Genomic DNA, 12,958 nt, shown 5'->3' on the forward strand with positions numbered 1-12,958 from the left:
TATTGCTCGTAGCTCTTTGAAGAACGTAGCGCTAGGGAGAGCGGGGAAAAATGCATTCTGGCCTGAACTTCACCGCCATCCACTCCGACACCGGGATGGGTGACAGCCACGAAGCGCCGGAGAACAGCAACGAGGGGAACAAAGGTACCCTGACGAAGGCGGAGCTTGCCGACCTGCTGTTCGAGAAAGTGGGCTTCAACAAACGTGAAGCCAAAGACATGGTGGAGTCGTTTTTCGAGGAGGTGCGCACCGCCCTCGAGCGCGGCGAGGGCGTCAAGCTATCCGGCTTCGGCAATTTTCAGCTGCGGGACAAGCCCCAGCGTCCGGGCCGCAATCCCAAGACCGGCGAGGAGATCCCCATCACCGCCCGGCGCGTAGTCACCTTCCATGCATCGCAGAAATTGAAGGCGCTGGTCGACAAGCACTACCCCGCCGATGGACAGCAGCAATCCCAATCCTAAGCCGACCCTGCCGCTGATCCCGGCCAAGCGCTATTTCACGATCGGCGAAGTGAGCGAGCTGTGCGGCGTCAAGCCGCATGTGCTGCGCTACTGGGAGCAGGAATTCACGCAGCTCAAGCCGGTCAAGCGCCGCGGCAACCGGCGCTATTATCAGCACCATGAGGTGCTCCTCATCCGCCGCATCCGCGAGCTGCTCTACGATCAGGGCTTCACCATCAGCGGCGCCCGCAACCGGCTGGACGAGATTGCCTCCCAGCCCGCCGCCGAAGCGCGGCGTCCCGCAGTAGACCTGCACCACATCCGTGACGAGATCCGCAGCGTCATCGAGCTGCTGCACTGAGTCGGCCGGCGCTTCGATCGGCAGCGCGCGGCAGGTGCTCATGACACGAGCGCAGGTTTCAAGCTGCGCGTGCGCTGTATAATGGCCCGCATCGGGGCGTAGCGCAGCCTGGTAGCGTACCGGCATGGGGTGCCGGTGGTCGAGAGTTCAAATCTCTCCGCCCCGACCATTCCCGCAGATACAAGTAGTGACTCCCTGTACGCGCAGTTCTGCCGTTGCCGACTGGTCGCGCGGTAGCCCAACCTGTGGGTGGCGAATTGGTGGTAAATCAAGCTGCGACCGGAGTCTGGAACAGTCCCTGGCAATGCTGCCGCCATGCGTAGGTATTGAGCTCAGCAGGCGGCGGCGATGCCGCTCCCGCTTGCCGGGCGGGCGTCGTGCCGCCAAGTGATCGGTGGACACGGAATTCGTTGTAGTAGTCGCGGAATGCCGCCAGCTTCCGTGTCAGGTCGACGGAGTTCCAGAAGAACAGCCGATCGAGATACTCGCGGCGCACAGTGCCGATTAGCCGTTCGATGAAGGGATGTGACACCGGGACGCACGGGACGGACTTGATTTCCTCGATATCGAGAACACGCAGGTTGGCGAGCCAACGGTGGAACCGGAACAGTGGGTCGTGATCGGTGCTCAGGTGTCTGGCGCAACGTTCGCCGGCAACGGCATGATTGAACATCCGACACACGGTCGCGCCGTCGATGTACTCGCGGGCGACACCAAAACCGATGATTCGACGAGTGAAGATGTCCATGATCACCAGCACCCAGTAGCTGTGTAGCAGGATTGATTCGCAGCGAAACAGGTCGAGGCTCCAGAGGCTATCCCTTGGACTGAGCGATCAACGCCAACCAGGAGGAGCCATTGGATCCAGCGTCATCCGGCCGGTAGTGTTGTGCCAGGACGCGGCGAACGACGTCCTTGTCAATCTCTGATGATGATCTGCTGCTTGAGCAACAATGATTCAGCGGCGACCGTGCGTAGACCACCCGGGCGCAGGAGTTTCGCTACGGTGACGACCAGGTGGATCGCCAGGAGGAGCAGATCGCGCATGGGTGGAACGGTATCATGCCTGCCGTGGTGTGCAGGACTGCATCGAGCTGATCGATTCCTTCATACTACGAATTCGCCACCCACAGGCGAGCTACGAGGTGAAACCGTTACTCACGGAGCCACTTCTCGTGTTCTTCATCAGTCAGCGTGCGGTTCGGTGCCTCCTGGACGTCGTCCCACGCCTCAGTTTCTGGCACACCTTGGTATGTGGCTGCATACGGAAATATGGTCCACAGCTTGCCTTCGCTCGCGAGGGTAAATAGGGTCACTTCGTCGGTGCACGAAAGGCGAACGATTGCATCGGTTACCTCTTCGAGGGATATCTCACGCGGGCGCTGCCAGGCACGTGCAATATCGCCCGATTTGGATCCTTCAACCGGAATAATTTTTGAATCTTGAGTCATAACGTGTTCCTCACTAGCGCAGCCCTGCATATTTGGCCGCCAGTGTTACGGCTGACGTCTTGTCAGTATAGAAGAAAAGGCCATCGTTTGCCCGCTTCACCGGAAGCGCCACAGCAACCGGGAGCGTCACAGCGATAACCGGCTGGATTCGGGTATCCCAGAACACGGCGTGCGCCGTTTTCATCAAAGAAACACGGATCGGCACGTATGGAGTGCCAGTGATGCCGCGGCCGGGAGCTCTGCGCGGAAAGTCCATTGAACCAGGCCGAAGGAGGATAGCGGCAAGTCTGCCTCATTCCGAGTATGCCTGCCAGTTCCTGTTCCGAATTGCGTTCGTCGTTTCAATCCCGGGCGTATGCGGATGCGGGGGCGCGCTGCCGCTCACGAACCGGTATGGACTTGTGACTGGTCCCCGAATGCCTGAAGGCGGTTCAAATCCTCTCGCCCCGACCAATACAAGAACAAGAAATCAACGACAAACGGATTTCCGCTACCCCGTCTTCATGGGGATCGCCAAACCTGCAAAGGGCAGTGTGCGGCAGCCATTACAAAGTCATTGTCAGTCGTTAGCAGCGTCAGTTCGTGACGCATGCACAGCTGGGCGAGGAGGGCATCGATGGTGCCAATCTGCAAGCCGGCGCGACGGCAGCGGTTCCGCAATCCCGCGGCGTCGATATGATCCTGCCGATCTGGCGTGACGAACGGCAATGCCGTGAACTGCTCGATGATCGCGTTACTTGCGCGCGGGCCTGAGAATCCTTGCAGCAGTTCTTGCAGGATGAGCCCTGTGGTCAGGACCATCTCGTCGCTCTCCAGGGCGTGGCGCAGGAAGCGGGCGTGCGCAGCACTGGAGTCCGCGTCGCGCCGCAGGGCGAGCGACCAGACGCTGGTGTCGACGAGCAAGCTCACCTGCGGGTGCGTTCGGCCTTATAGTCGAACGAGCTGTCCCATTCGAGCTTACCCAGCAGCTCGACCAGCCGCTTCTGCCGGCGGCGGGCGATGAACTCTTCCAGAGCGCGGGTCACCGCCGCCTTTTTGGTTCGTTCGCCGCTGACCTGCAGCGCACGTTCGATCAGTTTTGGATCCAATGAAAGATTGGTTGCCATGTGTAGCTCCTCACACATCAGTCTACACAGTGGCTGTGCCGCAGACAAGCGCCGGCCAGTTGTGAACCCGGGTATAAACCTCGCTCGTTTGCGCGCAGCGATGGCGCGACCGGCGGCATAATGTACTCGCAGTGCAACGCCCATCGGGAGCTAGGTCCGGACTAGCCTCAAATGCTTGATATCGGGACGACAGCCACAGCCAAAGGCGCGCAACTACTCTCCCGCGCACGCGAGCTGGCGCCGGTGTTCCGGGCGCGGGCGGCGGAAGCCGAGAAGGCGAGGCGCATCCCGCAGGAAAGCATCGACGATCTGCGCGAGGCCGGACTGCTCCGCACCCTCCAGCCGGCGGCTCTGGGCGGCTATCAGCTGCCGCTCGACGAGGCCGTCCTGATCACCGCCACGGTCGCGGAGGGCTGCGGCTCGACCGGCTGGATCCAGGGCATCTTCTCGGACCACTGCGCGACGCTCGGGATGTTCGACGGGCGCGCGCAGCAGGACGTGTGGGGTGCGTCGCCCGACAGCCTGGTTTCTTCCGGTTTTCTTCCCGCGGGCAGGGCGTTTCGCGTGGATGGCGGCTTCCGGCTCTCCGGGCGCTGGCCCTTTTCCAGCGGCTGCGATCACGCCGACTGGGCCCTCGTCAGGAGCTTCGTTCCCGGAGACAGTGAGCCGCCCGAGCTGCACATGTTCCTCGTGGCGAAGTCGGACTACGCACTCATCGACGGCTGGCATGTGATGGGGATGAGCGGCACGGGCAGCAAGGACTTCGAGCTGAAGGGCGAGGTGTTCGTGCCGGAGCACCGCACCCTGAGCGACCGGGATCTGAGAAACGGGACCGGACCGGGCAGCGCGTTCAACGGCGGCGCGCTCTACCGACTGCCGCGCCACGCCACCGTTCCGTTCTCGCTCGCCGCTCCGCTCGTCGGCATGGCGGAGCGGGCGCTGCAGTTGATCGTGCAGAACATGCGGGAGCGCTCGGGTGGCGAACGCCGATCAGTACACGAAGGCGCCATCCACATCCGCGTGGCGGAGTCGGCCGCGGAGATCGACGCCGCGCGGGCGCTGATGCTGCGGGATTGCCGCGAAGCGATGGAGATCGCGCGGCAGGGCGGGCAGATGAGCCTCGACCTGCGGGCGCGCAACCGGCGCGATATCGCCTACGTCGCTTCACGATGTACGCGCGCGCTGGATCGTCTCTACGCCGCGGCAGGGGCGAAGAGTATCTTCCTAGACGGGGAAGTGCAGCGCCTGCTGCGCGACATCCACGCAGCGGGCCAGCACATGGCGCTCAATGTGGGCCATTGAGGCTCTTCGACCCCCTGGACCGCGCGTGACGCGGTCGCGCTCGAAGAGCTCGGCATTCCGACGGCTACGGTCGTCAGCACGGCCTTCGCACCGCTGGCCCAAGTCGTCGCCGAGGGCATCGGCCACATGAGCCTGCCGATCATCGTCATTCCCCATCCCGTGGGTCATCGCGATGAATCGCGCATCGTGCAAGCCGGACGGGATATCGCGCAGGAGTGCGCGCGTGTTCTCACGACGGAGGCCGGCGGGCTGGCAAGGGAATTCGAGGGCAAGCAGTACCCTCTGCCTCGCGGCGTGATGCCGCGGTAGCGGAAGATCGGGGGCGCACGCCAGCATGAATCATGTTTCCCCGCCCATCGTCGAATCGGACAGGGCTTTCGACGAGATCAACGACTACTTCTACGAGCGCGGATGGAGCGACGGCCTGCCGGTCGTGCCGCCCACGCGATCGCGCGTGCAGGCGATGCTCGGCGGCATGCCGTGGCGCGACCCATCCGACGTGATCAGCATCGTCCCGCCCCGCATGGGCAGGGCCAGCATGCAGCAGATCGCGGTCAACGCGGTGATGGCCGGCTGCCGTCCGGAATACCTGCCGGTCGTGGTGGCGGCACTGCAAGCCGTGTCGGAGCCCGAGTACGGTCTGGCTCACCGCCAGACGACGACGCACGCCGGCGCGCCGCTCATGATCGTCAACGGGCCGGTGGTCGAGCGTCTGCGCATCAACTGCGGCCGCGGTCTGTTCGGGCCGGGCTGGCGCGCGAATGCGACCATCGGACGGGCCCTGCGGCTGGTGCTCATCAACATCGGGGGCGCAGGCCCGGGTGTGGACGCGTCGCAAACCGGCCATCCCGGCAAGTACACCTACTGCGTCGCCGAGTACGAGGAAGCGAATCCGTGGGAGCCTCTGCACGTAGAGCGCGGTTTCGAGCGTGAGCAGAGCGTAGTGACGGTCGTCAATACCGAGGCACCCCACAGCATGACCGAGAACGTCCAGACCGATGCGGACGAGATCGTGCACACCTTCGCTTCCTGTATGGCGACGCTCGGCGTCAACAACCTGTATTCGCAAGGCACGCCGGTGCTCGCGCTCGGCATCGAGCATGCTCAGCACATCGCCTCCGCCGGGTGGAGCAAGTGCCGGCTGCAAGAGGCACTATTCGAACGCGCGCGTCAGCCGTGGGGGCTCGTCAAGAACCGCGGCAAGTCCAAGGGACCGCGGTTTCCCGAGTTCGTCGATCGCAGCGACGACAGCTCCATGGTCCCCATCATTCGCGAACCGTCTGACCTCGTCGTGATCGTCGCAGGCGGCGCCGGCGGCAAGTCGATGTTTCTGCCGACGGCCGGCGGCCAGAGTCTGGCGGTATCGAAGCTCATCGAGAATGGATGAGCCGGTGCTGAAACTCGGCTACGGCGAAAAGGGTAGTTGACGCGCGAGCCGAAAAGTCAGCGCTCCGCAGATCACGAACGCGACGCATACCTTCATGGCCGTCACGCATATGTCGGCCGCGGTGCCGCGGCGCTGTGGGTTCTCAAAAGCTTGCTCGATCGCTGCGACAAGTTCCAGGGAGCGCGTGACCGTCATCGCCACCAACGCGGCCGATAGCAGGCTGCCAAGGCATAAGAGCAGGGTGAGCCGCAGCATGTTGGTTCTCCTCGGGGGGGCCGCCGAGGCCCAGGTCCTGGGAGATATACGGCTGGATGCGCACAGGCCTTAGTCGCGCGGCAGTGGGAGAGCGGAGTCGGTCAACTCCGTGACGAAAGTCGCACATGGATGCGGCCGTCGCGTGCCATGCGGCGTGCGATGAACGTTTTTGCCGCGAGGATTGCGAGCGAACCGTCCGTTGGCGGCGAACGTCGGGGACCGCCCGTGATTTTGGTTCGGCGCTTAGTGTGGCGCGACGATCGTTCGAAAATAAGCGATGGCGGATCTAAGCCCGCTATCGAGCGGCGTCGTGGGTTCCCAGCCGAGCCTTTCCCTGGCCAGCGAGATGTCGGGCTTGCGTTGCCTGGGATCATCCTGCGGCAGGGGTTCGTGCACGATGCGGCTCTTGCTTTCGGGTATGAGCTCGAGCACTTTCTGCGCGAGCGCGTTGATCGTTATTTCCACCGGGTTGCCGATATTGACCGGTCCCACGAAGCTGTCTTCATTGTTCATCACATCTCGGATTCGGTCAGCATCGTGAAGATCGTGTCATCAATCTGTTCACCGACTCGGTACGGTCGCTGGCGGTGAATCGCGACGGCAGTCGGGTCTTCGCCACCGCCTTCAAGTCCGGCAACCGCACTTCGGCCGTGCCGGTGCCTTTCGACGCTCTGATCGGCGAAAAGTGGAGCTCCGACGGCGTCGGCCATCCCGAACCGATGCTGATCGTGCAGCAGAACGACCAGGGCAAGTGGCTCGATTTGAATGGCAAGGACTGGTCGCAAAAACTGAATTATTCGGTCGCCGACAACGATCTGTTCGTAAGCGTGCGGCGAATCCACATTGAATGCTGAAGGAGGGGTGAACAGACTCGTCTGCTTTTTCGTAGAAGGAGACGAGGATGACGCGAGAGGAACGCAGGGGTTTGCGGGTGCAGCAGCTTGAGGGTTGGAGAGCGAGTGGTTTGACGCAGGAGGCATACTGCAAGCGCGAGTCGATTTCGTACGAGACGTTTCGCCGCTGGCGGCGCAAGCTCGGTGATCATGGGTGGACGGCGCCGTTGATGCCGCATGTTGTTCCGGTGCGTATTGCGGAAGGATCGGGGTCGGTCGCATCGGCGAGAGTGCATGATCGCGCCGATGTGTTGGCGCAGCCTGTGGAGGTTGTCCTTGCAAGTGGCCGGCGTCTGAGGTTTGGCGATGGGCTTGATGAGACGTCGCTTGCGCGCCTGATCCGGCTACTGGAGGTGCTGCCATGCTGAGCACCGGGATACGGATCTGGCTGGCGTTCGAGCCGGTGGACATGCGGCTTTCGTTCGACGGGTTGGCGGCTCGTGTGCAACATGGACTTGGTCGCGATCCGTACAGTGGGGAGTGCTTCGTGTTCCGTGGCAAGGGCGCGGGCAAGCTCAAGATGTTGGTGTGGGACGGTCTTGGGTTCTGGATTCACTACCGTCGATTGGAGAAGGCGGGGTTTGTGTGGCCGCAGATCAACGACCGAGGGATGATCGAGCTGACGCAGGCGCAGTTCGTGGTGCTCACGCAAGGCTTGGATTGGCGTCGGGTGCGCGTACCGGAGAAGCTGTCGGTGTCGATCGCGTAGTCGAAGAGTTTTTTGTTGCCGATGTCAACGCGCCCACTGTGGGCGCGTTGTGCATTTATGCCCACCGCATTGCCGACCTCGAAGAAGAAGCTGCACGCGCTGATCGTCTCGCTGCGTGAAGAGCTCAGGGTGCGCGATGAGCAACTCCAATGCAAGCAACACCTGATCGACGAGCGCGATGCGCAGCTCCGGGAGCACAGTGCGCTCATCGAGAAGTTGAAGTTCGAGCTCGCACGCTTGAAGCGCTGGCGCTTCGGCGCGGACACCGAGGCACTGTCGGCTGAACAGCTCTCGCTGTGGGAATCCGAGCTCGATGGCGACATCGCCGCCCTTCAAGCACGAGTCGATGCGCTGGAAGCCGAGAAGAAGAAGCTCGGATCGGGCCAAGCCGATGACCGAGACAAGCGCCAGCCCAAACGCCGCCCACTGCCGGAGTCGTTGCCGCGCCTGGAGGTGTTGCACGATCTCGAATCGAAGGACTGCCCCAAGTGCGGTCAGGGGCTCGCCAGAATCGGTGAAGAGGTGAGCGAGCAGTTGGATATCGTGCCAGCAAAGTTCTTCGTGCGCCGGCACGTGCGCCCGAAATACTGCTGCCGGCACTGCGAGACACTGCACACCGCGCCGATGCCCGCGCAGCCCAGCCGAGCATCCCAGCCGTTTCCTCACCCCGTTTGCCGCAACGCTGGTCGTAGACGGCTACTCGGGATACAGCAACGTGCTCAAGCGCGCGAACGTGATCGAGGCCGGATGTATGGCGCATGCACGCCGCCCCTTCTACGAAATCGCAAAGGCCACCGACTCCCCCATCGCCCAGAGCGCGTTGATCCAGATCGGCAGGCTCTACGGTATCGAGGCCGAGCTCAAGCACCTGCCTGCGGAACAGCGCACCACCGAGCGCCAGGCCCGCGCCGGACCGATCCTCGCCGAATTCAAGCGCTGGCTTGATGCAACCCACGCAAAGTCACCACCGAAAAGTGCGATCGGAAAAGCGCTCGGCTATACGATCAGACGTTGGCCAGCGCTCATCCGCTACCTCGATGACGGAGTGCTGAACATCGACAACAACCCGGTGGAAAACGCGATCCGCGGCATCTGCCTGGGCTGGCGCAATTGGCTGTTCGCCGGCAGCGAAGCCGGCGGTCGGCGCGCCGCTCAGTTCTACACCCTTATCGAGTCCGCGAAGTTGAACGGCATCAATCCCACCGCCTACCTCACCCACGTGCTCACCGTGCTGCCCTCGGCAAAAGCCAAGGATCTCGACGCGCTGTTGCCTTGGAACTTTCAGCCCCAGCCTGAACCCGAACTCACCATCTGACTCGGCCGCGCCCACCCTTCGTCAAGGTGCCTCTGCCGAACGCTTACATCTGTTCATCATCGATGCGGGCAGCGCGTTACAACTCGGCAAACCCGCGACGCCCAGGTTCAATCGCCATGCGGTGGCGCAAACGATCAAGAATCTGGGGACGATTCTTTTCAACACCGAATATGACGCCAAGCACAATCGACTGATCATCTCCGGGCTGGAGTCCAACAATACGCAGCCCATGGAGGAGAAGCTGAAAGGCCGGTTCGTCACCAACCAACTGACGGTCGTCGACCTGAACGGGACTGCCGGGCCCGGAGTGCATCGGATCAACCTGGACAGCAAGGCGTTCCAGTCGGCTCGCGTCACTCCGGGAATGGCACTGCCCGGCGCCCTGCAGCTTGATCGCAACGGGGAGCGGATCCTCGTGGCGGCAATGGGCGGCAACGAGCTGTCGCAGTTCAAGTTGTCGCTGGACGCGGGCAAGCCGCCGCGGATCAGCGATTTGAAACAGCAGTTCCTGGGAACGGCACGCGACCAGGGCGCTGTGCCCGCGGGCGGACCCGTCGGAGTCGCCACGGACCCCACGGACCGACTGCTGTTCGTCTACACCTTGTTCGACAACAAGATCGTAACCTATCGCATCACCGCGACAGCGCTCGAGAAGATCTCCGAGTACGCAATGTTCAACCCGGAGGAGCAAGCCGTCCGTTACGGCAGGCAATACCTTTACGACGCAACGCTCACTTCGTCCAACGGCGCCGTTGCCTGCGCCTCCTGTCATATCTTCGGGGGCTCGGACAAACTGCAATGGGATCTCAGCCAGAAAGACAAACCCCTGGAACTGGTGGAGCTGGATTACGTCGCCCACCCGGAGTGCAAGATCCCGGACCTCAAAACCGAGATCCGCGCGATTGCCTTGAAGCAGGATCCTGCGGCGGTCAAGACCGGGGACCGGCTGCGGCTCGGAAACGCACAGGTGCCGCTGGTGTTCAAGGGCAGCAAGAAAGGTTTTGCCGATGCGCTGCAGAACAACACCGTCGACCTGAAATCCCCCGGAGTGGTCTACCTGGAAAAAGGCGACACCGACCCGCGCCTTTCGAAGTACCGGGGCATCGGTACAGAGCCGACTTGGCTGCTCGTCGATACACCGTTCTTTCATCCGCTTAAAGGACCGATGCTGACCCTGCCCTTGCATGGGATAGCCGACTCGGGCGCGTTGCATTTCAGAGGCGACATGCAGGGACGCGCTCCCAACGCAAACAATCACTGCCCCAAGGGAAGGTCGGTCGAAGAGCGCGCGCTGAAGGAATTCAATGCGCCGTGCGACGGTTCCGAGGGTGCTTTCGAAGGCCTGCTGGGCGGCCGGCGATTGCCCGTTGCCACAAGCTTGCTTTCCTGAGGAAGGGGCCCTTCAGAACGATGTCGCAGGTGGCCCTGCGCTACTGCCTGGACAATCCCGACATCGCCACCGTGGTGCCAGGCGTGAAGAGCGTCGCGGAGGTGGAGGAGATCGCTGCGTGCCCGCATCTGCCGCCGCTCGATGCTGCGGACACCGCGACGCTCGGGCGGATGTACGAGCGGTTGTTCAGGGATTGAGTTTCCTTCGCCCCGATTCGGTCGTTGGCCGGGTTACCGACCCGCGCTGGTCTTGCCTGTCATGGTGCGGTGGAGGCGGACCATGCGCTGGAAGCAACTTCCTGCTCGACGGATCCCATTCGGCCCTGCGGCAAACACACGTTGCATTGGCCCGAAGGCCACACATACACTCCCAAGGTATATGTATCCGCCAGTCACGCAAGCCAAATGACCATGGGCATGACCGCAGTCGAAAAAGTTCTCGCACGCGCCGCCGGGCGCGCATCCGTCCGGCCGGGCGACGTGGTGCATCCGGTTCCCGATTTCATCATGATCCACGACGGGCTCGTGCGCGGCGCGAAGCGGGAGCTCGACGCGTTGGGTATCGACCGGCTGGCCACGCCGGAGAAGGTCGTGATGGTGACCGATCACGAGGTTCTCTACGGCAGCGCGCGGGCGGCCGAGTTCGGCGTCATCAACCGCAACGCGGCCAAGGCATGGGGAGTCGGCCAGTTCTTCGACGTGGGACGCGGCGGTCACGGCCATATTTTCCCGATGGAATCGGGGATGCTCCTGCCCGGCATGTTCTATTTCGACAACGACCGTCACTCCACCAATGCCGGCGCCATCGGCGCATTCGGCTTTCGCATGGGGGCCGAGATCAGCCGCGTGCTCGCGACCGGCACCAACTGGGTGAGCGTTCCCCGCAGCGTGCGGATCACGCTCCAGGGCGAGCTCGAGCCGCACGTTTACGCGCGGGATGTCGGCTTCTATCTCGCGCGGCTGACCCGGGACGGAACGCTCGATTTCGACTTCGATTATCGGGTGGTCGAATTCGCCGGCGATATCGAGCAGTTCGGCTTGAACGAACGCGCGGCGCTCTGCAATTCGCCGACCGAGTTGGGCGCTTACGGCGTGTTCTTTCCGCCCTCACAGGCTATCCTCGCGTTTGCGAAGAAGCGGGCGCAACGCACGTTCACGCCGGTCTACGCGGATGCCGATGCCGCATACGAGCACGAGGTAACCGTGGACATCGGCCGCCTCGAGCCCCAGGTCGCGCGGCCGGATGGCATCCAGACTTCGGTGGATGTCGGCGAAGCGGCCGGGCAGCCGGTCGATCACGTCTTTCTGGGCGCTTGCGGCTCGGGCATGTACGAGGATTTCGTGGCCGCGGCGGCGTTTCTGAAGGAGCGCCGGATCGCACCGGGCGTTCGCATGTTCGTCGCCCCGGGCACCGAACAGACCACGCGTCGCATGGCAGCGGAAGGCTTGCTCAACGTGTTCGTACAGGCCGGCGCGATCCTGCTTCCGGCGGGCTGCGGTCCGTGCAACGATGCGGTGGTCGGACCGCTGCACGACGGCGAGGTCTCGATCTCGACCGCGTCGAACACGAATGCGGGCCGGTTCGGTTCGAAACAGGCGAAGCTCTATCTCGGTAGCCCGGCGACAGTGGCCGCATCCGCGATCGCGGGCGTTATCGCCGATCCGCGTGCGTTCGCGCAGCCGAGGCGTTGAACGCGGTGTTCGGCAACTTCGAATATCACTACGGCGTTCTGGCGCGGCGCCTGCCGGTGCTGCCATTCGAATCGGACTGTCGCTTCGGCCGCTTGCGACCAGGCGCTCGGCGGCGCTCATGACTGCGTTCTCGTGGCTTCTGCAAGGCCGCTGCTACCGGCTCGGCCACAACGTGCCGCATGCCGGCGGCGTGATTCCCGATCGGCTCATCACGAGTCGAGAATTCGATCCGAAGAAGCTCGTTCCTCATCTTTTCGAGGAAACCGATCCGGGCTTTCACGAGCGTGCGCACGCCGGCGACATCATCGTCGCCGGGCGCAAGTTCGGCATGGGGCCGAAGATGAACGGCTACATCGCGATGCAGGCGCTGGGTCTGGGCCTCGTCTGCGAATCCATGCCCTATCTTGGCTATCGCGCCGCCATCGGTTGCGGCGTGCGTGTGCTGACCGACTGTAGCGGCGTCACCGAGTTGTGTGCCACCGGGGACGAGCTCGAGGTCGATTTCGCCCGAGGCCTTTGGGTCAACCGCACGCGCGGCTTGGAGCAGCGTTTCTTGCCGCTGCCCGAAGTCCTGCAGGAGATCGTTGCCGTCGGCGGCAACCTCGGCTGGCTCGAGAATTGGTGGCGGAGGCAGGCCGTCGATCGTGCGTGATGCATA

The 12,958-nt window shown here is 63.0% G+C and carries 20 protein-coding genes and 1 tRNA gene; 15 read left to right on the plus strand and 6 right to left on the minus strand.

The window, feature by feature from the left end; genetic code table 11:
- The first annotated feature begins 95 nt into the window (after positions 1 to 95).
- From GEV05_09460 to GEV05_09470, 3 genes are all read left to right on the plus strand, one after another.
- Complete coding sequence (locus GEV05_09460) at positions 96 to 461, plus strand: integration host factor subunit alpha (GenBank protein ID MPZ43613.1); 366 nt, start codon at positions 96 to 98, stop codon at positions 459 to 461.
- Positions 436 to 801: a MerR family transcriptional regulator gene (locus tag GEV05_09465; GenBank protein ID MPZ43614.1), complete on the plus strand. Its 366-nt coding sequence runs from the start codon at positions 436 to 438 to the stop codon at positions 799 to 801. Before GEV05_09460 ends, GEV05_09465 begins: the two co-directional genes overlap by 26 nt.
- A 92-nt stretch (positions 802 to 893) precedes the next feature.
- Positions 894 to 970: transfer RNA gene (locus GEV05_09470), tRNA-Pro, on the plus strand.
- Positions 971 to 1,069: 99 nt separating this feature from the next.
- Here the strand turns inward: GEV05_09470 and GEV05_09475 are convergent.
- From GEV05_09475 to GEV05_09490, 4 genes are all read right to left on the minus strand, one after another.
- Positions 1,070 to 1,600: a transposase gene (locus GEV05_09475; protein ID MPZ43615.1), complete on the minus strand. Its 531-nt coding sequence runs from the start codon at positions 1,598 to 1,600 to the stop codon at positions 1,070 to 1,072.
- 355 nt (positions 1,601 to 1,955) lie between these two features.
- Positions 1,956 to 2,252 carry a hypothetical protein gene (locus tag GEV05_09480; protein ID MPZ43616.1) on the minus strand — a complete coding sequence of 99 codons (297 nt, stop codon included), beginning with the start codon at positions 2,250 to 2,252 and terminating at the stop codon, positions 1,956 to 1,958.
- Positions 2,253 to 2,753: 501 nt separating this feature from the next.
- On the minus strand, positions 2,754 to 3,161 hold the full coding sequence (locus GEV05_09485) for a PIN domain-containing protein (GenBank protein ID MPZ43617.1): 408 nt from the start codon (positions 3,159 to 3,161) through the stop codon (positions 2,754 to 2,756).
- Positions 3,158 to 3,358 carry a type II toxin-antitoxin system VapB family antitoxin gene (locus GEV05_09490; GenBank protein MPZ43618.1) on the minus strand — a complete coding sequence of 67 codons (201 nt, stop codon included), beginning with the start codon at positions 3,356 to 3,358 and terminating at the stop codon, positions 3,158 to 3,160. Before GEV05_09490 ends, GEV05_09485 begins: the two co-directional genes overlap by 4 nt.
- Positions 3,359 to 3,529: 171 nt before the next feature.
- On the opposite strand from GEV05_09490, the gene GEV05_09495 reads away from it, so the two are divergent.
- The 3 genes from GEV05_09495 (at position 3,530) to GEV05_09505 (ending at position 6,047) form a co-directional block, all read left to right on the plus strand.
- Entirely contained in the window at positions 3,530 to 4,660 is a 1,131-nt protein-coding gene (locus tag GEV05_09495) for a hypothetical protein (GenBank protein MPZ43619.1), read from the plus strand.
- Positions 4,661 to 4,786: 126 nt separating this feature from the next.
- Complete coding sequence (locus GEV05_09500; protein MPZ43620.1) at positions 4,787 to 4,969, plus strand: hypothetical protein; 183 nt, start codon at positions 4,787 to 4,789, stop codon at positions 4,967 to 4,969.
- A 25-nt stretch (positions 4,970 to 4,994) separates the two neighbouring features.
- Positions 4,995 to 6,047 (plus strand): hypothetical protein, encoded by a 1,053-nt coding sequence (locus tag GEV05_09505; protein ID MPZ43621.1) that lies wholly within the window; start codon positions 4,995 to 4,997, stop codon positions 6,045 to 6,047.
- A gap of 18 nt (positions 6,048 to 6,065) precedes the next feature.
- Here the strand turns inward: GEV05_09505 and GEV05_09510 are convergent, their stop codons facing one another.
- Both GEV05_09510 and GEV05_09515 read right to left on the minus strand, forming a co-directional pair.
- Positions 6,066 to 6,302, minus strand: a complete 237-nt coding sequence (locus tag GEV05_09510; GenBank protein MPZ43622.1) for a hypothetical protein — start codon at positions 6,300 to 6,302, stop codon at positions 6,066 to 6,068.
- A gap of 243 nt (positions 6,303 to 6,545) precedes the next feature.
- Positions 6,546 to 6,815 carry a hypothetical protein gene (locus tag GEV05_09515; GenBank protein MPZ43623.1) on the minus strand — a complete coding sequence of 90 codons (270 nt, stop codon included), beginning with the start codon at positions 6,813 to 6,815 and terminating at the stop codon, positions 6,546 to 6,548.
- A 74-nt stretch (positions 6,816 to 6,889) separates the two neighbouring features.
- On the opposite strand from GEV05_09515, the gene GEV05_09520 reads away from it, so the two are divergent.
- The 9 genes from GEV05_09520 to GEV05_09560 all read left to right on the plus strand — a co-directional run bounded on the left by GEV05_09520 (position 6,890) and on the right by GEV05_09560 (position 12,952).
- The gene (locus GEV05_09520) at positions 6,890 to 7,156 is read left to right on the plus strand and encodes a hypothetical protein (protein MPZ43624.1); all 267 of its coding nucleotides are present in this window, start codon (positions 6,890 to 6,892) and stop codon (positions 7,154 to 7,156) included.
- 47 nt (positions 7,157 to 7,203) lie between these two features.
- Entirely contained in the window at positions 7,204 to 7,563 is a 360-nt protein-coding gene (locus GEV05_09525) for a hypothetical protein (protein ID MPZ43625.1), read from the plus strand.
- Complete coding sequence (gene tnpB / locus GEV05_09530; protein MPZ43626.1) at positions 7,557 to 7,904, plus strand: IS66 family insertion sequence element accessory protein TnpB; 348 nt, start codon at positions 7,557 to 7,559, stop codon at positions 7,902 to 7,904. Before GEV05_09525 ends, tnpB begins: the two co-directional genes overlap by 7 nt.
- Positions 7,905 to 7,925: 21 nt before the next feature.
- The gene (locus tag GEV05_09535; protein MPZ43627.1) at positions 7,926 to 8,849 is read left to right on the plus strand and encodes a hypothetical protein; all 924 of its coding nucleotides are present in this window, start codon (positions 7,926 to 7,928) and stop codon (positions 8,847 to 8,849) included.
- Complete coding sequence (locus GEV05_09540; protein ID MPZ43628.1) at positions 8,443 to 9,219, plus strand: IS66 family transposase; 777 nt, start codon at positions 8,443 to 8,445, stop codon at positions 9,217 to 9,219. The genes GEV05_09535 and GEV05_09540 overlap by 407 nt, the downstream gene beginning before the upstream one ends.
- Before the next feature lie 121 nt (positions 9,220 to 9,340).
- Positions 9,341 to 10,609: a hypothetical protein gene (locus tag GEV05_09545; GenBank protein ID MPZ43629.1), complete on the plus strand. Its 1,269-nt coding sequence runs from the start codon at positions 9,341 to 9,343 to the stop codon at positions 10,607 to 10,609.
- 20 nt (positions 10,610 to 10,629) lie between these two features.
- On the plus strand, positions 10,630 to 10,806 hold the full coding sequence (locus GEV05_09550; GenBank protein MPZ43630.1) for a hypothetical protein: 177 nt from the start codon (positions 10,630 to 10,632) through the stop codon (positions 10,804 to 10,806).
- A gap of 207 nt (positions 10,807 to 11,013) precedes the next feature.
- Complete coding sequence (locus tag GEV05_09555) at positions 11,014 to 12,300, plus strand: 3-isopropylmalate dehydratase (GenBank protein MPZ43631.1); 1,287 nt, start codon at positions 11,014 to 11,016, stop codon at positions 12,298 to 12,300.
- A 118-nt stretch (positions 12,301 to 12,418) separates the two neighbouring features.
- A complete protein-coding gene (locus GEV05_09560; GenBank protein MPZ43632.1) occupies positions 12,419 to 12,952 on the plus strand; it encodes a hypothetical protein in 534 nt (177 codons plus the stop codon).
- Positions 12,953 to 12,958: the final 6 nt, after the last annotated feature.

Source organism: Betaproteobacteria bacterium, from assembly GCA_009377585.1.
In the GTDB taxonomy this organism is placed as follows: Bacteria; Pseudomonadota; Gammaproteobacteria; order Burkholderiales; family WYBJ01; genus WYBJ01.